This window comes from Bifidobacterium sp. LH_558, from assembly GCF_056356295.1.
Map to the genome: position 1 here is coordinate 124613 of NZ_JBKETZ010000003.1, position 23639 is coordinate 148251.

The following is a 23639-nucleotide window of genomic DNA, read 5'->3' on the forward strand; positions in this document are numbered from 1 at the left end:
GGTCAGGCCTTCGCCACCTCGGAGGACAACGCCTCCAGCGCCTCGTCGATCTTCGTCGCGTCGGCGCCGCCGCCCTGGGCGAAGTCCGGCTTGCCGCCGCCACCGCCGCCGAGGATCTTGGACGCGCCGCGCACCAGATCGCCGGCCTTGATGCCGAGCTTGCGGGCGGAATCGTTGGTGGCGACCGCCACCATGGGCTTGTCGTCCTCGCTCACGCCGGCGAGGGCCACCACCACGGGGGCGTCCTCACCGAGGCGTCCGCGCACGTCGAGCACGGTCTTGCGCAGCGCGTCGAAGGAGCCGAAGTGTCCGACGTTCTTCACCGCGACCTTGACCGCATGGTTCGTGTTCTTGGCGGCCGTCACGAGTTCCGGCACGGACGCGGCCAGCTGGGATTCATACATCGCGGCCAAGCGGCGGTCGGATTCCTTGAGCTTGGCGAGCAGTGTGTTCACGCGGTCGGCCAGCTCGTCGGGGCGCGCGTTGAGCTTGTCGCTCAGCTGCGAGACGAGCGCATGCTCGCGGGCGTTGTATTCGTAGGCGCTCTGGCCCACCAGCGCGTCCACGCGGCGCACGCCGGAACCGATCGAGGCTTCGGACATGATATTGACCGCGCCGATCTTGCCGACGTGGTCCACGTGGGTGCCGCCGCACAGCTCACGGCTCCAGCCGTCCTCGCCGATGGACACGACGCGCACGATGTCGCCGTACTTCTCACCGAACAGGTGCATGGCACCCAGGGCGATGGCGTCGTCGAACTTCATCTCGTTGGTGGTGACGGCCAGATTGTCGCGCAGACGGTCGTTCACGCGCTCTTCGACGGCGCTGATCACGGTCTTGGCCGGGGCCTTGGACCACTGGAAGTCGAAGCGCAGACGGTTCGGGGCGTCCTCGGAGCCGCGCTGGGTGGCCTGCGGGCCGAGCTCCTCACGCAGCGCCTTGTGCACCATGTGGGTGGCGGTGTGCGAGCGGGCGATGGCGCCGCGGCGGTTCAGGTCGATGTTGGCGTTGACCTGCGTGCCCACCACCAGCGTGCCTTCGGTCAGACGGCACTGGTGCACGATGAGGTCCTTGATCGGCTTCTGCACGTCGTCGACCTCGAGCACCGCGCCGTCGTCGGAGAGGATCTCGCCCTGGTCGGCGAGCTGGCCGCCGGCCTCCGCATAGAACGGCGTGCGGTCGAGGATCACTTCGACGGTCGCCGGAGCGGTGACCGCGGGCACGGAGCCCTTGCCCTCCTGCATGATGCCGAGCACCGTGCCACGGGCGGAGAAGTCGGTGTAGCCGAGGAAGTCGATCGGCTGGGCGAGCGTCTTCTTGAAATCGTCGTAGACGGAGAGGTCCACGTTGTGGCGCTTCTTGAGCGCGTCGGCGCGGGCACGGCCCTTCTGCTCGGCCATCAGCTCGCGGAACTTCGCCTCGTCGACCTTCACGCCCTGTTCGGCGGCCATCTCGAGGGTCAGCTCGATCGGGAAGCCGTAGGTGTCGTGCAGGGTGAACGCGTCCTTGCCGGACACGGTCTCCTCACCGGCCTCCTTGGCCTTCTTCACGGCCACGTCGAGGATGGTGGTGCCGTTCTCCAGCGTGCGCAGGAAGGTGTCCTCCTCGCCGTAGGCGGCTTCGGTCACGTCGTGGAAGGTGTCGTTGAGCTCAGGGTAGCTGGCTTCCATCGCGGCCTTGGAGACCGGGAACAGGCTGGGCAGCACCGGATCGGTCACGCCGAGCATGCGCATCGAACGCACGACGCGGCGCAGCAGACGGCGCAGCACGTAGCCGCGGCCGACGTTGCTCGGACGCACGCCGTCGCTCATGATCATCAGGGCGGAGCGCACATGGTCGGCGACCACACGGAAACGCACGTCGGCGTCCGCGTTCTCGCCGTACTTGTGACCGGAGAGGCGTTCGGCCGCCTCGATCACCGGGTAGACCTCGTCGGTCTCGTAGATGTTCTGCTTGCCCTGCAGCAGGTAGGCCAGTCGTTCCAGACCGGCGCCGGTGTCGATGTTCTTGTTCTCCAGCTCGCCCACGATATGCAGGTCGGTTTTGGATTTGACGTTGTCGACCTCGTAGTTCTCGAACACGAGATCCCAGATTTCGATGTAGCGGTTCTCGTCCGCGATCGGGCCGCCTTCAACGCCGTATTCGGGGCCGCGGTCCACGTAGATCTCGGAGCAGGGGCCGCCGGGGCCGGGGCCGCCGGTGGTCCAGAAGTTGTCTTCCATGCCCATGATCTGGATATGTTCGGGGTCGACGCCCTCGTTGCGCCACATGGCGCGGGCTTCCTCATCGTCGGTGAACGTGGTCATCCACAGCTTCTCGGGGGCCAGTCCGTAGCCGCCCTGTTCGACCGGCAGCGTCAACAGCTCCCAGGCGTAGTGGATGGCCTCCTCCTTGAAATAGTCGCCGAAGGAGAAGTTGCCGATCATCTGGAAGAAGGTGCCGTGGCGGGTGGTTTTGCCGACCTCGTCGATATCCAGCGTGCGCACGCACTTCTGGTTCGAGGCCATGCGCGGGTACGGCGCGGTCTGCTCGCCCATGAGGTAGGGGATGAACGGCACCATGCCGGCGATGGTGAACAGGGTGGTTGGATTCGGCGAGATCAGGGACGCCGACGGCACGACGAGATGGTCGTGCTTCTCGAAATAGTCAAGGTAGCGCTTCGCGATTTCAGAAGTGCGCATTATGGTGCCATGCTCCTTGTGGGTTGTGGTGTGCGGGCGTGAGTGCCCATCGTTGAAGAATTACGGGTGGCCGACGGGGCCGTTGATGCGTCGAAAACAGTCGTGCCTATGGGTCAGCGGGCGCGGTCCGCGTATTGCTGGTTGAGTTCAGCCTCGCGGGCTCGGCGCGTGGCGTTGAACTCGGCGATCAGGCCTTCCAGCGTCTGCATCGTCACGTTCTCAGGGTCGGGACCGAGCAGGAACTGGCGCGCCCTATCGGGGGTGTGCGCCTTGACATAGGCCTGCGCCTTGGTGACGGCCATCACGCCGACGACCACGCCGATTCCGATCCAGAACAGTCGTTTGAACATCACTTCTCCCCTTGGTCGGTGTTCTGTTTGGCAAGGAAGGACTGGGCGGTGCTTTTCAGCGCGTACACGGCGGACGCCGCCTTGATCACCGGCTTGCCAAGGAAGGATCCGTACAGATCGGTGAGCGCGCCGACGTTGTTCGCCGTGGTGGAGGCGGCAGCTGAGATCTTGTTCACATCCTCCAGCGACTTGTTGACCTGACGGACCGTGGTCACGGACTCGTCAAGCGCGGGAATGGCGTGTTCGCCTGATTGCTTGACGGTGTCGGCGATCTGGTCGAACAGCTTGCCCAAGCGGATCAGCGGGTAGATCATGAATCCGGCGAGGATCGCGAACACGATCGCCGCGATCAGACCTGCGATCTCTCCTACAGCCATCTTGAACCTCTTTCCTGCTCAGCGAACTCTTCCGTACACAATACCGCACCAGACTAATAAATAGGTGCGACGCGCGAATCATCACCGGTTGTACGCGGTGATGGTGATGGCCTCGGCGAAAGGTTTGCAAGTATCGAAATCAAGCACGGTGACCGAACCGTTGGCGGGCCGCTCGCTTAAGTCCAGATCTTCCGAACCGAAGCGGTGGGCGAGGCTGAGCAGGGTGTTGCCGTGGCTGATCTGCAGTACATCGTCGCCGTCATGGAGGTCGGGATTCGCGGCGATCAGCGCGAACGCGCCTTCGACGCGGGACCAGTATTCCTCATCGGATTCCGCGTCATGGAAGGGGTCGGCCTCTTTGAGGAAGTCGCGCGTGGCGGCGAGTCCGAATTTCGAGACGATCTCGTTGTAGGTTTTCGCGCCGTGCGGAGCGCCGGCCGCATACCAGGCCATCGCCATATCCTGGCCTTCGTAGTAGCCGTAGCATTGTTCGCGGAAATGCATGTCCGCGATCAGCGCGGGTCGTGCGTGCCCGGCGGCCTCGTTGATATCAAGCACACGCTCGGCGGTCATCTGGGCGCGCGTGGTGTCCGAACAGTAGGCGGCGGCGAAATCGAGTCCTTTGAGCTTCTCCCCCGCCGTGACGGCGTCGGCGAGTCCCGCTTCGGTCAGCGGCGAGTTCGACCATCCTTGCAGACGGTTGTATCGGTTGAAATAGGTCTGTCCGTGGCGGACGAGATGCAGATGCAGAATCATGTCTCCCAAGTGTACGCGCACGATGGCGCGTCGCAATCGTTTCCGTGCGACTTTTCCGAACAGAAACCGAACATCGGGTAACAGCGTCAATCGCCGGAATGACGGTGATTTCGCAAGGAACATGTGCGTTTCGCCGTGCTTCGTTGGGATTTGAGGGTCGCACGGGAGAGGCCGGGGCGTCGGCCCGTGCGACCCCGCACAACGAACGATGCCCCGCAGCCGCTGTGGGCCACGGGGCATCGTCCGGTATGTCCTAAAGGATGGGTTCGCTGAGGATCAGCGAGCGTAGAATTCGACCACGTACTGGATGTTGACCTGCACCGGCACCTCTTCGGCTTCCGGCTTGCGGGTCAGGGTGGCCTTCAGGGAGGCCAGGTTCACGTCGAGGTAGCCGGGAACCTGGGGCAGCACGTCGCGATGCACGCCTTCGGCGGCGATCTGGAACGGCACCGTGGTCTGGCTCTTGGCCTTCACCTGGATGGTCTGGCCGGGCTTGACGCGGTAGGACGGGCGGTCCACGATGTTGCCGTCGACGAGGATGTGACGGTGCACCACGAACTGACGGGCCTGGGCGGTCGTGCGGGCGAAGCCGGAGCGCAGCACCAGGTTGTCGAGGCGGACCTCGAGATCCTGCAGCATGGCGTTACCGGTCTGGCCGGCGGTGCGGGTCGCCTTCTCGTAAGCGGCGCGCAGCTGCTTCTCGGAGATGCCGTACTGAGCGCGCAGACGCTGCTTCTCGCGCAGACGCACCGCGTAATCGGACTCGGTGCGGCGGCGGGTGCGGCCGTGCTCGCCGGGGGCGTACGGACGCTTCTCGAAGATGCGCTGAGCCTTGGGGGTCAGTGCGATGCCCAGGGCGCGGGAAAGACGCACCTGACGGCGGGAACGCTGAACGTTCGTCATGATATTCCTATTCTTTCTGTCGTTGTCTGAACGGAACGCGAGGATTCTTGGGTGAGTCCCCGCGCTGAGCCGGCCTCTCCAACGCTTCGTCGTGATCGCTCACGAACGGCCTGTTTCCTTACGGATTCGGGCCGCCGACCCGTTGATGGGCTAAGGCTCCAGACAGTGCGTCCCTGATGGGACACACCAAAGTGAACATAGTACCCGCGCCTCGTGACAAGCGTCAGTCCTGGGTGAGGACGCCGCGGTCCATGCGGTAGCGGCGGTCGACGTAGGCCAGCGCGTCGGGATCGTGCGTGACCATAAGCACGGCGGTGCCCCGGTCCGCGGTTTCGCGCAGCAGGCGCATGACGATGGCGGTGCTTTCCGCGTCGAGGTCGCCGGTGGGTTCGTCCGCGATCAGCAGCTGGGGATTGTTCATCAGGGCGCGGGCGATGGAGACGCGCCGCATCTCGCCGCCGGAGAGTTCCTTCGGATAGCAGGCGGACAGGTCGGCCACGCCCAGACGCTCCAGCAGCGTCATGGCACGATCCGTCAACGAATCGGATTCGTTCGGCTGCGCCGCAGCGGCGGGCATCGGCGCGATGACGTCGGGCATGTCCGAGTCAAGCCGCACGTCGGAAGATTCCTCGACTCCGCTCGGAATGACGGAGGGGTTTTCACCCGATGCGACAGGAGGTTCGCCACTCGATGCGAGGGAAGTCCCAACATTCGTCATCCCGAGCGCAGTCGAGGGATCTCGTCCCGCCGAGGCCGCTCCCCCACCGCCCAACACGGCGGGCAGGATCACATTGTCGAGCACGGTGAGGTTGCCGAGCAGCGTGTGGCTCTGCGGCACGAATCCGATAACCGTATTGCGCAGGGCCGAAATCTCACGGTCCCCGAGCGACGCCACATCACGTCCGCCCACCGAGACCGAACCCGATGTAGGTTTGAGCAGTCCGGTGATGAGGTTGAGCAGCGTGCTTTTGCCGTTGCCGGAACGCCCGACGATCGCGACGAGCTCACCGGAGTCCACTGCAAGGTCCACGTGGTCGACGGCGGCGAAGTCTTCGCCTCGGCGTTTGAACTCGCGGGTCAGATCATGAATCGCGAGCAAAGGCGTTTCACGGTCTTGCGTCGTTGTGCCAGGGGCTGCTGCATGCGGCTGGTTCATCTCCGCCATCGCTTCGCCTCCTCTTCTCCATATCCGAGACAACCAAGGGGTAGGAGTTCGATCATGCGCGTCACTCCCCCTCTCTGAGCATGAGATAGGTCTCCGGTTTCGACAGACGGTAGGCGCTCAGCACCGAGGCGAGCATGCCGGTGACCACGGCGAACACCAGTCCGGCAAGCATCAACCCCAGCGTGGTCGGCACGCCGGCCTGCAGGTACGGCAGCTGCAATTGCCGCCCGATCAGCGTGCTGAACGGGAAAATCACCAACGAGGCGAGCACGATGCCAATCACGCCGCCGATCACACCCAATAGGGCGGATTCCTTGATGATCAGCTTCACCAGCATGCCGCGGGTCGCGCCCATGATGCGCAGCGACGCGAACTCGCGTTTGCGTTCGTTGGTGGATGAGGAGAACACGGCGAGCAGCACGACAACGCCCATCACCCAGAAGGCGGCGAGGAACACGGCGACGTAGCCGACGATCGCGTTCAGATTCGTTTTCGTGGTGGCGGTGATGCCGCCCGGATACACGTAGCCCAAGCCGTCGAGTCCGGAAGTCTCGGTGATGTTGTCGGCCACCTGTTCCGCTTCGTATCCCTCGGCCACTTTGACCAGCACGGCGGAGACGGCGGTGTCGGCGTATTCCTCGGGGATTGCGGGATGCCCCACCTGGGCCGAATACCCCACGATGCGCGGGATGGTCTCCTGGTTGACGAAGACGGAATTGTCGAGACTGGTGCCGGTGGTGGCAAGTTGGGCGGCCACCGGGAACTCGTGGTCGTAGAGTTTGATGGTGCCGGATGTGGACACGTTGATGTTCGCTCCGGCGATCACCTGGCCCGTCTCCAGCGTCTGGTCGTATTCCGAGGTGATCCACGGTTCGATGACGAAGTCGGTGGCGGGGTTGAATCCGATGATCTGCACCTGCTCATCGCAGCAGTCGGCGGTGAGCGATGAGATGTAGGTCTGCACAGTGGATTGCGCGATGCCGTCGGCCTGATTCACCAGCGAGGCGATGTCGTTGGTGAAGTAGAAGGTGCTCGAGGTGGAGCTGGTGAGCAGCGCCTCGGCTTTGGCACCGGTATTCTGCGGCACGACCATAAGGTCGGCGCCCAGACGTTTCTGCATGCTGTCCAAACCGGCGTTGAGATTCAGCGCCAGCATCGCGCCGCCGAAGAAGGTGGCGGAAAGCATGGTGACGATCACCAAGAGCGCGGCCGTGCGGAACGGTTTGCGCTTGAGATTCTCGAAGGGCAGCCTGCCCAGTGTGATATGCGGCATGTCAGCGGGCGGTCTTGGTGGCCTTGGAATCCATCAGGATGGCGATAACGGCGCAGACGATGGCGAGCGCGCCGAACACCATCAGCGTGGGCAGCATCACCATACGGCAGTGCATCATCGCGCCCTGGCACACGCCGATAAGCACGGTGGGGATGGCGAGCACCAGCAGTGCGTTCGCCACAACGGCGATGTTCAGGCCGATGCGTTCGCGCGCGCCGACGAACAGGGCGGCCACGCCAAGCAGGGCGATGACCACGCCGACGCCGCTGGCCGCCAGCGCCGAGTAGTGGCAGGCACCGGGAACGTCATGGCCGGCGCAGGCGTGGGCGAAGGTCTGCGGGGCGATGGCGGTCAGCGTGCCGAGGATGATGGCGGGCAGTGATGCGATCAGCTTGTTCTTCATGATGTCCTCTCATCAGTTGCATAAACCTTCGAGATTATGCAGCCGAACATCAAGAAAATCAAGACTTGATTTGCATGCCGGTCTGTGGTAGCGGGAAAAACTCCTTCAGAGTTTTTCTATCGGCGCCAGTCGGAGCATGAGGCGTTTGGTGCCGGCGGAGCCGAAGTCGACGGTGATCACCGAATTGCGGCCCTTGTCTTGCAAGTCGACGACGGTACCGAGTCCGAATTTGTCGTGCGTCACCTTGTCGCCGATGGAGAAGTCGGCGATGTTCAGCTGGTTGTCCTTGTTCAACGAGGATGCGGGCTGCGTGGTCGCGCCGCCGGATTTCGGCGCGACGCGACGCGTGGTCACCTTGCCGCCGCGCGTGCCGCCCGAGGCGGCGGAGCCCGAGCGTCCGGAACCATACGACGAGCCCGAACCTGAGCCGTATCGGGAACTGGAGGAACCATAGGAGCGCGAACCGGAACCCGACCCGTAGGAACGTCCGCCCGAACCTGAGCCGTATGAGGATCCGCCATACGAACCGGCCCCATAGCCCGATCCGCCGTACTTGGAGCCGGAACCATACGATGACGATCCCGAACCATACGACGAACCGTATCGGGAACTCGACCCATATGACGAACCATACGAAGAGCCATACGAAGAGCCGGATCCGCCGAACGTCGCTCCGGAGGAGAAGTCGTCGTCCCAGCCGCCGAAATCATCGTCGAAGTCATCGCGGCCCCAAGCGCCGCGCATGCGCTCCACGCCGGCTTCGCGCCGCTTCCAATCGATCAGCTCGTCGGGAATCTCGTCGAGGAACTGGCTGGGCATCATGTCGCTGGCCTGCCCCCACTGCGAGCGCACGGCCGCGCGCGTCACATACAGCCGCCGCTTGGCGCGCGTGATGCCCACGTAGGCGAGACGACGCTCCTCGGACAGCTCGCTGATATCCTCCATGGCGCGCGAATGCGGGAAGGTGCCCTGCTCCATGCCGGTGAGGAACACCACCGGGTATTCCAGGCCCTTCGCGGTGTGCAGGGTCATCAGCGTGACCTTGCCGGAATCCTCGCCCTCGTCGGGCAGTTGGTCGGAATCGGCCACCAGTGCCGTGGTCTCCAAAAAGCCCGCCAGCGTGGCGTCCGGGGTTTTCTGCTCGAATTCCGCGGCCGTGGATTGCAGCTGGGAGAGATTCTCCAGGCGAGAGGCGTCCTGCGGGTCGACGGATTTCTCCAAGTCGGCGCGCAGGCCCGACTTGTCGAGCACTTCGGCCACGACCTCGCTGGGTTTGGCGTCATGCGCGCGGGTGAACTGCGAAAGCGAGGCCATCAGATCGCGGAAGGCCCGCAACTGGTTGGCGGTGCGCGTGGGCATATCCTGGATCTCGTCCACATGCATCAGCGCGTAGAAGAAGCTGGCGCCATGCTCGCGCGCGTAGTTAAGCAGAATGCCTTCGGCCCGGTCGCCGAGTCCGCGCTTGGGTACGTTGAGGATGCGGCGCAGATTCACGTCGTCGTCGGGATTGACCAGCGCCTGCAGGTAGGCGAGCGCGTCCTTGACCTCCCTGCGTTCGTAGAATTTCGTGCCGCCGACCAGCTGGTAGGGTTCTCCCCCGTTGATCAATGCCTCTTCCAGTGAACGTGACTGCGCGTTGGCGCGGTACATGATGGCCATGTCGGAGTAGGCGATGCCTTCCTCGGCGTGCAGGCGGGCGATTTCGCCGGCCACCCATGCGGCCTCCTGCTGCGCGTTGTCGGCCGCGTAGCCCACGATCGGCTCGCCTTTGCCCATGGCGGTCCACAGTTTCTTCGGTTTGCGGCCTTCGTTGTTGGTGATGACGGCGTTGGCCGCGTCGAGGATGGTTTGTGTGGAGCGGTAGTTCTGTTCGAGCATGATGGTTTTCGCGTTGGGGAAATCCTGCTCGAAGTCTTGGATGTTGCGGATGTCGGCGCCGCGGAAGGCGTAGATGGACTGGTCGGAGTCGCCCACGACGGTGATCCATGCGGGGCCGGTTTTGCCGGCGAACCGTCCGTTGTTGCCCGTGGGTTCGGCGGATTCGCGCGCGTCCACTCCGGCGAGTTCGCGCACGAGCACGTATTGGGCGTGGTTGGTGTCCTGATACTCGTCGACGAGGATATAGCGGAAGCGGTGGTGGTAGTAGTCGGCCACCTGCGGGTCGGTACGCAGCAGTTCGACGGTGCGCCCGATCAGGTCGTCGAAGTCGACGGCGTTGGCCAGCCCGAGGCGGTATTCGTATTCGGCGTAGAGCACGGCGTGGATGGCTTCCAAATCGCCTACGTGGCCGAACTGGTAGCCGCGCTGCCCCGGCGTGAAGTCCGGCGCGTGTACGGCGAGGTATTCCTTCCATCCGGTCAGATTGTTCTTCAGGTCGGAGATTTTGCCCAGGATGGAGCGTGGGGTGTAGCGCTTGACGTCAAGATTGAATTCGGTGGCGATGATTTTGATCAGGCGTTCCGAATCGGCGGAATCGTAGATGGAGAAGCCCGATTTGAGCCCAATGGACTGGCCGTCGCGGCGCAGGATGCGCACGCAGGCCGAATGGAAGGTCGATACCCACATGCGTTGGACGACCGGTCCGATCAGGGTGGCGAGGCGTTCGCGCATTTCGGCGGCGGCTTTGTTGGTGAAGGTGATGGCGAGGATCTGGCTGGGCCATGCGCCGAATTGGCTGAGAATCCATGCGATGCGGCGGGTGAGCACTCGGGTTTTGCCGGAGCCCGCGCCCGCGCCGATCAGCAGCGCCGGGCCTTGGTATTGCACGGCCTCGCCCTGTTGCGGATTGAGATCGCCCACGAGTTCCTCTGCGGTGCGTGCGATGACATCGGGATCCTGCTGCACTGTGCTCCTCCTGTTATCCGACCGGCGTTCCCATCCGTCGTGTCCGTCAATCCATCGCGCGGAGGGCAACGCATATGCGCCCATCATGTCTACCACACCGCCAAGTCAGAATTCCATGGTGGATGACCGCTTCCTCCTCGCCACGGCAGGTGCCGCTGAGCGTCAACTACAGGGCGTATGGTTTTCCCATACCCTTTTCGCCCCACCACACGAGGAGTGTTTCATGAAGGAACTCGAAGAGCGCATCCGTCAGGACGGAACGGTCAAGCCGGGCAACGTGCTGAAGGTCGACGCCTTCCTCAACCACCAGTGCGACGTGTCCCTGTTCGATCAGATGGGTGCCGCCTGGGCCGAGCATTTCGCCAACAAGCAAATCACCAAGATCCTCACCATCGAGGCCTCCGGCATCGGCATCGCGTGCATGGCCGCGCGTCATTTCGGCAATGCGCCGGTCGTGTTCGCCAAGAAGGCGCAGTCGATCAATCTGGACGGCGACCAGTACACCACCACCGTGTATTCCTTCACCAAGCAGAAGGAATTCCCGGTGATCGTCTCGAAGAAGTATCTCGAGGCGGGCGACCGCGTGCTGCTCATCGACGACTTCCTGGCCAACGGCAAGGCGTTGCGCGGTCTGATCGCGTTGTGCGAGGCCGCGGGCGCGAGCGTCGAGGGCATCGGCATCGCCGTGGAGAAGGGCTTCCAGGGCGGCGGCGACAAGCTGCGTGAGGAAGGCTACGACGTGGATTCGCTGGCCATCGTCGAGTCCATGGATGCCGAAACCGGCGTCATCGAATTCCGCTGAGTGACCATTCCTATTACGAACGCACTGTGAGATGCTTCGACTCCGCCTACGGCTTCGCTCAGCATGACGACAACAGACCGTCATGCTGAGCGGAGCGTAGCGGAGTCGAAGCATCTCCTACGTAAACGCACATCTCACATCCACCAATGCAATCCCTAGAGAGGAACCTATGGAAGAGAAGAAGAAAGCAGGCATTTCGATGGAGGCGCTGACCTCCCTCGACACCCCCGTGTCGTTCTGGAAGGGCATTCCGTTCGGCCTGCAGCACGTAATGGCGATGTTCGTGGCGAATCTCGCCCCGATCTTCATCGTCGCCTCGGCCGCGAATATGACGGACGCGCAGTCCGCGACCATCATCCAGGCCGGCCTGCTGGTGGCAGGCCTCGGCACCTGCCTGCAGTTGTATGGCGCGTGGCGCATCGGCTCGCGCCTGCCGATGGTGACCGGCATCTCGTTCACCTATGTGGCCGCCGCGGTCGCCATCTGCGCCGATAAAGGCTACGGCGCGGTCGTCGGTGCGGTGCTGGTCGGCGGCATCCTCGAACTGGTGCTGGGCCTGACCGCCAAGTATTGGCGTCGTTTCGTCCCGCCGATCGTCTCTGCCATCGTGGTCACCTCGATCGGCTTCTCCCTGCTGACCGTGGGCGCGACGAGCTTCGGCGGCGGCGACGGCGCTGAGGACTTCGGCTCGTGGCAGAACCTCACGCTCGGCCTGATCTCCCTAGTGGCCTGCCTCGCCTTCCAGCTGCTGATGAAGGGCACCGCCAAGCAGCTGTCCGTGCTGTTCGGCCTCGTGGTGGGCTATGTGGTGGCCATCTGCATGGGCAAAGTCGATTTCTCCGGCTTTACTGATCTCGCCATCGTCTCCGTGCCACAGTTCATGCCGTTCAAGCCCGAATTCGATTGGGGTGCGATCATTTCACTGGGTCTGCTGTACGTCGTCTCCTCGGTCGAGGTGCTGGGCGACACGGCCGCGCTGACCAAGGTGGGCCTGAACCGTCTGCCCACGGAGAAGGAGACCGCGGGCGCGATCGCGGGCGACGGTCTGATCTCCTCCGTCTCCGGTCTGTTCGGCTGCCTGCCGCTGACCTCCTTCGCGCAGAACATCGGTCTCGTGGCCATGACCAAGGTCGTCAACCGCAAGGTGATCCTCTCCGGCGGTGTGATTCTGATCGTGGCGAGCTTCGTGCCGGCCATCGCCGAAGTGTTCAACTCGCTGCCGCAGGCGGTGCTCGGCGGCTGCACGATCATGATGTTCGGCAACATCATCCTCTCCGGCTTCCAGATGATCTCCGAAGCGGGCTACTCGCAGCGCAACATCACCATCGCGGCGCTTTCGCTGACCATCGGCATCGGTTTCACGCAGGTGAGCGACATCTTCGTGCACTTCCCGGCGCTGTTCCAGTCGATCTTCGCCTCGAACTGCATCGCCGTCGCCTTCGTGGTGGCCGTGATCCTCAACGCCGTCCTCCCCAGCGAGGAGCACTTCTTGAGCGCGCCGGCGGCGGACTGACCTTAATCTCACGTTCCCAAAACCCTCCCCCGTCCCAAGCTGCTACACTGGTACACGGTACGTACGCATCTTCCGACGAGGGAGGGTTTTTCATGTTCATCGTGCGCATGCGGCTGCGCTAGTCGGCCGCAGTCCCGCTTTTCATGCTGCGGCCTGTGAAGTCGTTATATCCAATCATTCACACCGCGGAGTTTTATTATGTCTTTCGACAATCACATACACCCTCATGCGCGCTCAACCGCATGGAAACGTCAGATCGGCGTCGTCTGGGGTGGCGAGGCCATATCCGTACTCACCAGTTCCATCCTGCAGATGGGATTCATCTGGCATATTATGGCGCAGACGAATTCCGCCAGCATGGTCGCCCTGGCTTCGGCGGCGGGATTCCTGCCGCTGGCGCTGATCGGCCCGTTCACCGGCGTGATCGTGGACCGCTACCCCATCAAAATCACGTTGATCACCGCCGACCTGAGCATCGCCGCCGTCAGTCTTGTCGCGCTGCTGTTCGCCATCGCCGGCGATCTGCCGGTTTGGATGGTGGTCATCGCCCTGTTCCTCAGGGCGATCGGCTCGTCGCTGCATACGCCGGCGTTCAACAGTCTCACTCCTATGATCGCCCCGCCCGAGGCGTTGGGCCGCTTGTCCGGCATCAGCCAAGGCGTGCAGTCGGGCGGGTATATCGTCGGCGCCGCGTTGGCGGCCGTGATCTATCCGTTGTTCGGCTTGGGCGCGATGGTCGCGCTTGACGTGGCCGGCGCTCTGTTCGCTTCGATCGCGGTACTGTCGGCCCGTCTTGAGGTCGGCGGCAGGCAGGAGGAGTCGCAGACCGCGGAAGCCACCGCCCAATCGTCGCCCGGCATTGCGGCGGCGATGGCGCGCATCTGGCGCGAATCCTTGGATGGATTGCGTGTGCTGCGCGCGGACAAGGGACTGTTTTCGCTGCTGCTGTGCGGGTTCATGTTCACGCTGGCGCTCTCCCCCATCAGCGCGTTGTTCCCGGTGCTATGCATCAGCCATTTCCATAGCGGAACGACGGGCGCGGCCACGGCGGAAATGCTGTTCTCCATCGGCATGCTGGTGTGCAGCGCGCTGATCGGATTCACCGGCGGATTGCGCAGCAAGGTGGCCAGCGTGGTGCTCGCCACCGTGGTGTTCGGCGCGGCCACGGTGGTGGGAGGTCTGGCCGGCAGCGGCGGATTCCTGCTGTTCCTGGCCATGAGTTTCGTGATGGGATTCAGTTCGCCGTTGTATTCCGCGCCGTCGATCGCGCTGATTCAGCAACGGATCTCGCCTGAGTATCTCGGCCGCGTGTTCGGCCTCTACGGCAGTCTGATGGCGTGGGCGCTGCCCATCGGAACGGCGGCATCGTCGCTGTTCGTCGATAGGGTCGGCGCGCCGATCTGGTTCGTCGGCTCGGGCGCGCTGATGCTCGCCCTCGCCGCGATCACATGGCTGATTCCCAGCATCCGCCATCTCGAACGCGACTAAACACGTCGGGTGCCGTATGGAACACATACGGCACCCGACCGTCACACCACCTGCGTCAACGCGGGACCGGCGGCTGTGGGATTGAGCTGACGCAGACGTCCGACCGTCAATCCTATGGAGACGAAGGCCAACGCGAACAGCAGCAGCACGCCGACCGACGCGCACCAGCCACCCAGATCAGGCGCTCCGGCGATGACGGCGTCGCGTCCTCCGAAGGATTGGTAGATGGACTCCGTATACCACCAGCCGGGCGTGAATTTGGCCAAAGCGATCACGGCGTCGGGCATCATCGACGAGGGAACCCACGCGCCGGAAAGGAACGCCGCCACCATGCTCGCCACATTGGCCACACCACTGGTGGCGTTCCACGACAGTGAGAACTGCCCGACCATGAAGCCGAACGCCAACGCCGTCAGACAGAGCACCAACATCGCCGTCAGCGACAGAGCGATGCGAGACGGCGCCAACGCGCCCAAACCGCCCGGCATCACAGCACCGACGATCAACAGCAGCGCCACATGGTACGCCCAGACGACCACCGCCACGATCAGACTGGCGGCCATCACGCCGCCGCCGATGCCCACGGACGATTGCGGCGCCGCCGCCAGCCGCGAGCGGACGAGCGTTTCGTTGAACCGCGACACCACCAGACCGACGGACAGCGTCATCACAATCATCATCGAGTAGACCATGCTGCCCGCCACCACGATGAACGCGGTGATCGACACCGCGGTATGGCGTTCCGACGTGCCGTCGCCGCCCGCGGCCCGCACCGCCACTTGCGGCAGGTCGGCCCGCTGTTCGGCCACGCGCTCGATCGCTTCGTCGATTGTGGCGTCCTCGTCCGAGGCAAGGGCGATGCGCACCGCGTCGAGGAATCCGTTGACTTGGATGCCGGCCATGGCGGCCGCGCCGGAGCCGGAACCGGTCACCGTGTCCACGCTGGGCATCGCGCTCCCCTCGCGTGCGGCTTGGACGAATCGTTCGGTGTAACCTCGCGGGATGATGACCAGAAGTTTGATCTGATCGGTGGCCACGGCGTCCTGCATGTCGCGTGTGGTGTCGCGCACGTCGTGGAAGGTCGCGTTGTCGGCCAACGCGCGTTCAAGTCCCTGCTTGAACGCATGCTGCGAATCGGTGTCCCGGTCGATGACGGCCACGCCTACCGTCGATTGGTGGAAGGTGATGGCGCGCTCGTTCCCGTCGTTCAGCACGCCGTGGACCACGCCGACGGAGAGCACGATCATCATCAGACTGCAAGCGAACAGATAACCGAGGAAAAACACGGTTTTATGCGACCAAATAACAAGAAATGCGGTTTTACAGGTGCGCATAGCGTTGCCTCCTGAGCAGAGCCGTCGCCGCGGCCATGGCGAGCGCGGACATGATGAGCAGAACGGCGATGGTTTGGGCAAACGGGGCGAGGCTGTCGTAGTACAGCAGGTCATAGAACAGATTCGAGACCTGTTTGACGAGGTTGATGAGGTGAAGCATGGGAGCCTCGCGTTGAATCGTGTCGTTGACGGACATGGAGGTGACGCCCATCAGTCCCGCGGGAACGGACAATCCGACGGAGATGGCGATCGATATGGCGTTTTTGGCGTTCAAGGAGAGTTTGGGGATCGCGCCGAGCGCCAGTCCCAAGGCGCTGGCGGTGAACGAGGCGACGAGCAGTCCGACCTCGGCCAGGATCTCACGTCCGCCGACGGTGATGCCGAGCGCAAAACGGATGTATAGGAACGCGATGCTGGAGGATAGGAACGACATCAGCCATCCGGCGAGGAACACTCCCAATACCATCTGTGATTTCGGCAGCGCGCCCGCGGTGATGCGCGCGCCGCTGTCGGTCAGGTTCGCTTGCATGAACCCCAAGGGGATGCAGGAGAACAGCATGCTCAGCATGGCGGCCATGCCCAGCAGCGCGAAGTGGTATCTGGCCATGGGTTCGGGCGTGAACCGTGTGAGCGTAATCTCATTGGTGTAGGAGGCGGTGCCGGAGCCGGCGGCGTCGGTACCGAGCCGGTCGCTGAATGCCGTCCAGAAGTCGGGGTCGCCGGCCAGCTGTGGATCGCGTCGCAACGCCTCGGTGATGGTGTCGGCGATGACGCCGCTGTTCGTGTTGAATACGTCGAGCGCATTGCTTAACGCGCTCAGGCTGATCAAGGTCGCGTCGCCGCCGTTCACTTGGGCCGCTTGCACTTGGGCCGCGGTCGTATAGGAGATGGTCATGGCGATGCGGCCGTCGTTGTCCGCGGCCAGTATGGCGCGCACGTCGCCATCGTCCAGCAATTCCTCGGCCTGCTCGACCTCGCTTGTTTCGGTTATGCTCACCAGCGTGGTCTCGCCGTCGCCGCCCGTGGCCAAGGCACGCACGAAGCGTTCGGCACCGTACGCGCCGTCCCATGCCGCATCCGACACCACGGCCACCGGCACCGGCTCGATCACGCTCTGCTCGGAGATGCCGCCGAATACGCCCTGCAGCATGGTGGCGAGGATGATGGGAAAGCAGATCATCCAGAACATGCCTGATTTGTCGCGCAGGTTGACGCGCATCATGGCGATGAATGTACTCCACATGGCCTGCTCCTACTCTTCGGTTCCGTCGCCGTCGGCCGAATCGCGCAGGGCGGTGCCGGTCAGTTCCAGGAACACGTCGTTCAGGGAGGGCGGACGGCTGGTCAGATGCCCGACGTTGACGCCTGACTCGTTGAGCAGGTCGAGCAGGTCGGCGAGATTGCGTTCGCCGCGTCGGCAGCGCACGTCCAACTCCTTGCCGTCCCAAGCGGCTTCGATGACGAACGGCAGCGCGCGGATGCGCCGCAGCGTCTCGTCGTCGAGATCCAGGGTCGCGACGCTGATGCGCTCCCCCATGCCGATCATGTCTTTGAGTCCTTCGGCGGTGCCGAGCGCGAGATGCCGGCCATGGTCCATGATGAGGATGCGGTCGGCGATCCGTTCGACCTCTTCCATGTAATGGCTGGTGTATACGATGGTCGCGCCTTCGCGGTTGAGCCGCCGGATGCCTTCGAGAATGGCGTTGCGGCTTTGCGGATCGACGGCCACGGTCGGCTCGTCGAAGAAAATCAGCTCCGGCTGGTGGGCGATGCCGCAGGCGATATTGAGCCGTCGTTTGAGGCCGCCGGAGAGTTTGCCGGGGCGGAACTTGCGGAACTCCCCCAATCCGACGAAATCGATGGCTTGATCGACCAGTTCGGCGCGGCGTTTGCGTTCGGTTACGTACAGCGAGCAGAAGTAGTCGATGTTCTCCGTGACGGTGAGCTCGTTGAACACGGCCACGTTCTGCGGCACGATGCCGATGCGTCGCTTCACGCTGTAGCTGGTCGGCGTGACCGGCTCACCGAAAACGCGGATCTCGCCCTCGTCGTAGGTCAGCAATGCGAGGATACAGTTGATGGCCGTGGATTTGCCGGATCCGTTGGGGCCGAGCAGACCGAAGATCTCACCGCGCCGCACGTCGAGGTCGAAATAATCAAGCGCCAGCATGTCGCCGTACCGTTTGACCAATCCTCTCACTTCGACCGCTGAATCCGACGCATCATCGTTCCGCTCCCGTGCCGACGAGGCCGGCCGCACGTCAGACGGACGCGATTCGTGTGCCATATCTCTCATCATCACCCTCCCATATCGTCGATAGTTCCATCATCGCCCATGCATGGGGCTCGACACCGGTGACTACGCTCACGATTTGATTTTCGACAATGACATTTGTCACAGCCACATAGCCGACGAAGGTGGGTAGACTCGTGGGGTATGACCGGATTATTGGACAAGCTGCTGCTGACAGCGTTGTGCGCGCTACTGCTCGTCCAATGGCGGGGTTCCGTCACGGCATGGGATATCGCCGTGATGCTGACGGCCGTCTGTTGCGCGTCGGTGACGGAATGGCTGCTCGTCACGATGCGGTTCTCTTGGGCGTGGATTCCCGGATGTCTGATGATCGCATGCTCGCTGGTACTGCCGGCGTTCATTCTTGTCTTGCCGACGGTCGCGTTCGACGCCCGCCGTCTCACCGGTCATCCCAACGCGGCGCGGGACGCGCATCATCGCCGTGCCATGCCGCGTCCAGAATCCTGGCTGCGGCGTATCGGCGGTGCCGTGGTATTGCCGTATCTATGGATGGTTCCGTTGGGTTGGACGCTGTCGAGCCGCCCCGACTGGCGTACCCCCGGCGTCGTGATCGCCCTGTTGGCGACGGTGGCGTTCCTGTGGGGATCGTCCGTGCATCAGCGGATGTTGACGGGACTTCGTTTGAACCGCATACAGGATGAGCGGCGCAACAGCGTGCGGGCATTGCAAGGTCAGCTCTCCGACGCCCATGAGGATCGCATGGCGGCGGCCCATACCGCCATGCTGAACGAGCGTACACGCATCGCACGCGACATCCACGATAATGTGGGCCATCTGCTCACCCGTGCGATCATGCAAAGCGAGGCATCGCGCGTGCTCGCCGAGGCGAGGCATGATGCCGTGTCCGAGCAGAGTTTCGCCGATATTCATGAAACCCTTGATGAGGCCATGACGATGGTGCGGCGTTCCGTGCACGATCTTGATGATGAGGGGGTCGATTTCGCCGCATGGATGGCGGATGCCGCCCGTTCGACGGACCGCCTGCGCGTCGACCTGCGCAGCACCGTCGATGATGCGCCCGCGCCGGTCGCCCGCTGTTTCGCCGCGGTTATCCGCGAATCCCTGTCCAATGCCGCGCGACACAGCATGGCCACTCAGGTGGCGGTGGTCGCACAGGAGTTCCCCGCGTTCTGGCAGCTGGTCATACAGGATAACGGCGATGCCGTCGCGCGGAGGAATCCCCACGGCGGTGGAAGGTCTGCATCGACGATGGACTCGCGTCCGGTCGGCGGATCCACGGTCATACCGCACGAGGACCACAAGGACCGCCGCGGTATGGGATTGGCCGATATCGAAGCCAGGGTGCGGGCTCTCGATGGCGTCTGCTCGGCTGGCCTTTATGGCGACGGATGGCGGGTGTTCGTGTCGATTCCCAAAGCCTCGTTCGCGTATTACGACGGCGACGATCAATCCTTAGCCCGAAATACACGGAATGGAGCGGATTCATGAAAGTGGCCATCGCGGACGACGACGCCATCGTGTGCTCATCACTCACCACGATTCTTCAGGCGACGGGCGTCGCACAAGTGGCTTGGACGGCCGCCGACGGAGCAGAAGCGCTGGAACGCTACCGTTCCGGCCCGGCGATGCGGCCCGATGTGATGCTGATCGACATCCAGATGCCCGGCATGGACGGACTGGAGGCCGCGCGCCGCATCCTTGAGTTCGACAAGGCGGCCCGCATCCTCTTCCTCACCACCTTCGCGGACAAATCCTATATCGACCAGGCCATGGCGTTGGGCGCGAAAGGCTACCTCATCAAACAGGACGTGGCCTCGGTCGCGCCGGCCGTACAGGCGGTGATGGCCGGGCAGATCGTGCTCGGCGCCGAAGTGCTCGGCAAACTCACCGCCGCGGGAACCGAACGCAGATCGGCGGCGGACGGACGCAGCTTGGCGGGAGACGGCCGGCCCGCCTTGCTCAAAACAAAATCTCCTGTCGGAACGCATAACGTTCCCAGCGCTCCCAACGCAAACGCCAATACTGGAGAAACCAACCGCAACATCCCCATCAATGGCGGCAACTGCGCCACGGACGAAGGCCTGCGTCTACTGCATTCCCTATCCGACCGCGAACGGGACGTCGCCGCCCTGGTCGCCGAAGGATTCGACAACCGTGAAATCGCCGCGCAACTGTTCCTGAGCGAAGGCACGGTACGCAACCGCATCAGCACCATCCTCGACAAACTGCACCTGTCCAACCGCACCCAACTCGCCATCCTCTGGCTCAACACCCACCGCTAACCGAAAATCCTTACCATGATGATGGTGATGATAATTAATTCGTCATCCTGAGCGGAACGAAGTGGAGTCGAAGGATCTCCTGAAGCTAAAACCGATACTAGGGCATACGATTGTTTAGATAGAATGTGTGCGAAAGGAGGCTTGTATGTCCACTGCGATATTCGATCCTAAGCCCATGAACGTAGATGCGGATGCTTTGCGCGTATTCAGCGGCCTCGCCAAACTTAAAGGCATGACGCCAGATGAGTATGTCGCCGACTGGGTGAACTCGTTCAAGCCTGCCACCACAGGCGTCAGCGTGATCGGAGAAGATGAGGACGGGCCGATTTTCGACATCCCGGACGCTCTCGTATATCAGCCTCGATATGACGAGGATGGCGCGATGATTCTTCCCAAGTCCTGGAAAGACGATGATGACTGATCGCAAGCCCCTCCCCGATCAATTGCGTCGTTTCGACGTGGTACGCGCTTGGGTAAGGTACGAAGACGATAAAGGACGCGGCAAATATCGCCCCATTGCGGTGATCAGAATCTCCAACGACGGTGAGGAAGGCGTGGGAGTAAAGGTCACCAGTAATCCCACATGGACCGAAGACGGCGACATTCATATCGAGGATTGGGCCGAAGCCGGACTCGATCACCTCAGCACCGCCCGCTGCGCGCAACTTGTGCGCTTTGAGACCGCACGACTCGACGGCTACTACGGTCATTTGTCCCGCAACGACATCGAACGACTGAGTCAGGTCATTACGTCGCTACCGCCGGAACGATTCGTCTGGCTCTAGCGTGATCACTCGCGGCTAGAGCCAGTGGAAGACAAGCGCTAAAGCTCTCTAACTACCGGCCATGATGGCTTTTGAAGATTTGGCTGGTCAACGCGGCGACGCCGCTGCACAGGCCGCCGATGGGCCACGACAGCCAGAACAACCCCTGTCCGGCGCGCCAGCCGACAGGCCAATCTATCTCTCCGATGGGGCTTACCAAGTGAACGCGGCTCGCACCTTGTCCGGATTGTCCGAATCCCCGATGAAAGGCTTGGCGGTGTCGAGACCCTCAAGTGCGGTAATTTCCTCTTCGGACAAGGTGAAGTCAAACACGTCGAGGTTCTCCGCCATGCGGTCGGCATGCACCGTTTTGGGAATGACGCCCACTTGGCCCTGCGTCAGGAACCGCAGCATGACCTGCGCCGCGGACTTGCCATGCGTTTGGGCGATCCGGCAGATGACGGGTTCGGCTGACATCTCCGCGATGCGGCCCTGTCCCAATGGGGCGTAGGCCTGAGCCGCGACTCCCAGATCACGCATCCAAGCGCGCTCCTCTTTTCGCTGACAGTACAGATGCGTTTCAATCTGATTGACGGCCGGCGTGACGCGGTTGAACTCAATGAGATCAAGCAGACGGTCCATCGTCATATTGGACACGCCGATGGACCGAATCTTGCCTTCCATCTGCATGTTCTCGAGCGTGCGCCACGCGCCGTACACATTACCGAACGGCCAATGCAGCAGCATGAGGTCGAGATAATCCACGCCCAGCTTCCGCAGAGATTCCTCCACACTTGCGCGACATGCGTCGGGCTCGAAAGAACGGAACCATACCTTACCGGCAACGAACAACTCTTCGCGAGTCACGTCCAGTTCGCGTATCGCACGCCGAATACCCCGCCCCACGGCCTCTTCATTGCCGTACGCCTGCGCCGTGTCGATCAGACGGTATCCCGCACGGATCGCTTCGAACACGCTTCGCTCACATTCGACAGGGTCGTTGTTGAGGTAAGTGCCGATTCCGACCATCGGCATTCGATTGCCGTCGTTGAGCATACGATATTCCATTGTTTTCCCTTTCGTTTCACCAGATTGTTCGGATCATTTCCAGATATCGCAGCAAGCTATCGAGAGAAGCCGCGCCTTCACAGACCAGCACCGTTCCATTCGCATACATCGACGGTCTGCATCACGCTTCGCTCATCAGAGCTCACCGCCACACTCCTTTTTCCGAATATCGTCAGTTTCATACTAAGGAAGAAACCCTCGATGTGGAAGTTCCGACTTGTTCGTATAGCATTAACCTACGGTTGATAGAAAGATTGGAGATGCCGATGCTGGATGCGTTGTATTACACGTTTGTCGAGGTCGCTCAGGCAGGCAGTTTCAACAAGGCGGCCGAGAGGCTTTTCCTCTCGCCAACGGCCGTGATGAAACAGATCGACCGTCTTGAACGACGATGCGGATTCCGTTTGCTAGAAAGAACGTCACGCGGCGTACTCCCCACGGCCGCAGGTGCCTCATTGCTGCGCGACGTGCAACGACTCGATCGACTGGGAAAAGCCGCTCTGGAACGAGCCCGCCAAAAACAAGACCATGCCAAGATCTCCATTCGAGTGGGCACGTCGCCACTCTACCCATGCAGGACCATCACCGAACTTTGGGACCAATCACCGGAGCTCCGCAATGGATTTTCATTAACCATCATCCCCTTCGAGGATTCGCAGGACGACCGCGCCCATCGTCTCGTCGGACAGGCGTACGACATCATGGTCGGCCCGTTCGATGCCGATCCGGCACGGGACTTCTGCGGACTCATACCGTTCGGCAACCGACGGATCGAGGCCTATCTGTTACGCGAGCACCCGCTCTCCTGCAAGAGTCTCATTAAGCCCGCCGACTTCGATGGTAGTACGCTGCGCATGCTGCCACGCGGCATCAGTCCCGTCAACGATGCCGCGCGAGATTCCATCCTCGCGGCATGCGGACAGGTGGAGATTCTCGATGGTCCTCCCTACTACGACACCGCTTTGTTCAACGCTTGCGCACAGGATGGCATACCGCTGCTGGCGCTTGACGGGTGGAGTGATGTGCATCCGCTGCTCGTCTCCCGTCCTATCGACGTTCCGGGAGGAGTGCCTTACGGCATCATCCATGAGCAGAATCCCGTCGCGGGAGTGGCGTCATTCCTCGACGCCGTCTCAACAGCACTGGAGACCGCGCAATGACTCTCTCTTACTGCTGTTCACGCCGCGTGCAAGCCATCCATCTTTAGCAGTAGCATGCACTTATCCCCAACGTCATTCTTAACAGGGATGTTTCGACTCCACTTCGTTCCGCTCAGCATGACGTTGAATGCCTACTCTTTGAGGAGAGATGTCTCGACCCCGCTCGACATGACGGCATGGACATCAACGTCTCCTGAGCAA

Annotated in this window: 21 protein-coding genes; 8 read left to right on the forward strand and 13 right to left on the reverse strand. The window is 62.5% G+C overall.

Features of this window, described 5'->3' with window-relative positions; all coding sequences use genetic code 11:
• Window positions 1–2: 2 nt before the first annotated feature.
• The 9 genes from alaS to AC1AV0_RS05385 form a co-directional block, all read right to left on the reverse strand.
• Entirely contained in the window at window positions 3–2681 is a 2679-nt protein-coding gene (gene alaS / locus AC1AV0_RS05345) for an alanine--tRNA ligase (RefSeq protein WP_476571838.1), read from the reverse strand.
• A 113-nt stretch (window positions 2682–2794) separates the two neighbouring features.
• The gene (locus AC1AV0_RS05350; RefSeq protein ID WP_476571840.1) at window positions 2795–3031 is read right to left on the reverse strand and encodes a hypothetical protein; all 237 of its coding nucleotides are present in this window, start codon (window positions 3029–3031) and stop codon (window positions 2795–2797) included.
• Entirely contained in the window at window positions 3031–3408 is a 378-nt protein-coding gene (locus AC1AV0_RS05355) for a DUF948 domain-containing protein (RefSeq protein WP_476571842.1), read from the reverse strand. The genes AC1AV0_RS05350 and AC1AV0_RS05355 overlap by 1 nt, the downstream gene beginning before the upstream one ends.
• Window positions 3409–3489: 81 nt before the next feature.
• Window positions 3490–4164, reverse strand: a complete 675-nt coding sequence (locus AC1AV0_RS05360; RefSeq protein WP_476571844.1) for a histidine phosphatase family protein — start codon at window positions 4162–4164, stop codon at window positions 3490–3492.
• A gap of 276 nt (window positions 4165–4440) precedes the next feature.
• Window positions 4441–5067: a 30S ribosomal protein S4 gene (gene rpsD / locus AC1AV0_RS05365; protein ID WP_476571846.1), complete on the reverse strand. Its 627-nt coding sequence runs from the start codon at window positions 5065–5067 to the stop codon at window positions 4441–4443.
• A gap of 223 nt (window positions 5068–5290) precedes the next feature.
• Window positions 5291–6223 (reverse strand): ABC transporter ATP-binding protein, encoded by a 933-nt coding sequence (locus tag AC1AV0_RS05370; RefSeq protein ID WP_476572219.1) that lies wholly within the window; start codon window positions 6221–6223, stop codon window positions 5291–5293.
• A gap of 70 nt (window positions 6224–6293) precedes the next feature.
• Window positions 6294–7505, reverse strand: a complete 1212-nt coding sequence (locus AC1AV0_RS05375) for an ABC transporter permease (RefSeq protein WP_476571848.1) — start codon at window positions 7503–7505, stop codon at window positions 6294–6296.
• A gap of 1 nt (window position 7506) precedes the next feature.
• Complete coding sequence (locus tag AC1AV0_RS05380; RefSeq protein WP_476571850.1) at window positions 7507–7908, reverse strand: DUF4418 family protein; 402 nt, start codon at window positions 7906–7908, stop codon at window positions 7507–7509.
• 105 nt (window positions 7909–8013) lie between these two features.
• On the reverse strand, window positions 8014–10752 hold the full coding sequence (locus AC1AV0_RS05385; RefSeq protein ID WP_476571852.1) for an ATP-dependent helicase: 2739 nt from the start codon (window positions 10750–10752) through the stop codon (window positions 8014–8016).
• Window positions 10753–10975: 223 nt separating this feature from the next.
• Here AC1AV0_RS05385 and AC1AV0_RS05390 point away from each other — a divergent pair, with 223 nt between their 5' ends.
• From AC1AV0_RS05390 to AC1AV0_RS05400, 3 genes are all read left to right on the forward strand, one after another.
• The gene (locus AC1AV0_RS05390) at window positions 10976–11554 is read left to right on the forward strand and encodes a xanthine phosphoribosyltransferase (protein ID WP_476571854.1); all 579 of its coding nucleotides are present in this window, start codon (window positions 10976–10978) and stop codon (window positions 11552–11554) included.
• 169 nt (window positions 11555–11723) lie between these two features.
• Window positions 11724–13067: a nucleobase:cation symporter-2 family protein gene (locus AC1AV0_RS05395; RefSeq protein ID WP_476571856.1), complete on the forward strand. Its 1344-nt coding sequence runs from the start codon at window positions 11724–11726 to the stop codon at window positions 13065–13067.
• 198 nt (window positions 13068–13265) lie between these two features.
• Window positions 13266–14555, forward strand: coding sequence for an MFS transporter (locus AC1AV0_RS05400; RefSeq protein ID WP_476571858.1), 1290 nt, complete (start codon window positions 13266–13268; stop codon window positions 14553–14555).
• A 41-nt stretch (window positions 14556–14596) separates the two neighbouring features.
• Here the strand turns inward: AC1AV0_RS05400 and AC1AV0_RS05405 are convergent, their stop codons facing one another.
• The 3 genes from AC1AV0_RS05405 to AC1AV0_RS05415 are packed head-to-tail and all read right to left on the reverse strand — an operon-like array spanning window position 14597 to window position 18059.
• Window positions 14597–15889, reverse strand: coding sequence for an ABC transporter permease (locus AC1AV0_RS05405; RefSeq protein WP_476571860.1), 1293 nt, complete (start codon window positions 15887–15889; stop codon window positions 14597–14599).
• Window positions 15876–17132 carry an ABC transporter permease gene (locus tag AC1AV0_RS05410; protein ID WP_476571862.1) on the reverse strand — a complete coding sequence of 419 codons (1257 nt, stop codon included), beginning with the start codon at window positions 17130–17132 and terminating at the stop codon, window positions 15876–15878. Before AC1AV0_RS05410 ends, AC1AV0_RS05405 begins: the two co-directional genes overlap by 14 nt.
• Window positions 17133–17141: 9 nt before the next feature.
• Complete coding sequence (locus tag AC1AV0_RS05415) at window positions 17142–18059, reverse strand: ABC transporter ATP-binding protein (RefSeq protein ID WP_476572221.1); 918 nt, start codon at window positions 18057–18059, stop codon at window positions 17142–17144.
• A gap of 267 nt (window positions 18060–18326) precedes the next feature.
• On the opposite strand from AC1AV0_RS05415, the gene AC1AV0_RS05420 reads away from it, so the two are divergent.
• The 4 genes from AC1AV0_RS05420 to AC1AV0_RS05435 all read left to right on the forward strand — a co-directional run bounded on the left by AC1AV0_RS05420 (window position 18327) and on the right by AC1AV0_RS05435 (window position 21231).
• Window positions 18327–19652 (forward strand): sensor histidine kinase, encoded by a 1326-nt coding sequence (locus AC1AV0_RS05420; RefSeq protein ID WP_476571864.1) that lies wholly within the window; start codon window positions 18327–18329, stop codon window positions 19650–19652.
• Window positions 19649–20446 carry a response regulator gene (locus AC1AV0_RS05425; protein ID WP_476571866.1) on the forward strand — a complete coding sequence of 266 codons (798 nt, stop codon included), beginning with the start codon at window positions 19649–19651 and terminating at the stop codon, window positions 20444–20446. The genes AC1AV0_RS05420 and AC1AV0_RS05425 overlap by 4 nt, the downstream gene beginning before the upstream one ends.
• A 145-nt stretch (window positions 20447–20591) precedes the next feature.
• Window positions 20592–20867, forward strand: coding sequence for a hypothetical protein (locus tag AC1AV0_RS05430; RefSeq protein ID WP_072726717.1), 276 nt, complete (start codon window positions 20592–20594; stop codon window positions 20865–20867).
• Window positions 20857–21231: a type II toxin-antitoxin system PemK/MazF family toxin gene (locus AC1AV0_RS05435; RefSeq protein WP_476571869.1), complete on the forward strand. Its 375-nt coding sequence runs from the start codon at window positions 20857–20859 to the stop codon at window positions 21229–21231. The genes AC1AV0_RS05430 and AC1AV0_RS05435 overlap by 11 nt, the downstream gene beginning before the upstream one ends.
• A 192-nt stretch (window positions 21232–21423) precedes the next feature.
• On the opposite strand, the gene AC1AV0_RS05440 is transcribed toward AC1AV0_RS05435, so the two are convergent.
• Window positions 21424–22278 (reverse strand): aldo/keto reductase, encoded by an 855-nt coding sequence (locus AC1AV0_RS05440; RefSeq protein WP_476571871.1) that lies wholly within the window; start codon window positions 22276–22278, stop codon window positions 21424–21426.
• 260 nt (window positions 22279–22538) lie between these two features.
• Between AC1AV0_RS05440 and AC1AV0_RS05445 the strand changes: the two genes are divergently transcribed.
• Window positions 22539–23438, forward strand: a complete 900-nt coding sequence (locus tag AC1AV0_RS05445; RefSeq protein ID WP_476571873.1) for a LysR family transcriptional regulator — start codon at window positions 22539–22541, stop codon at window positions 23436–23438.
• Window positions 23439–23639 lie beyond the last annotated feature (201 nt).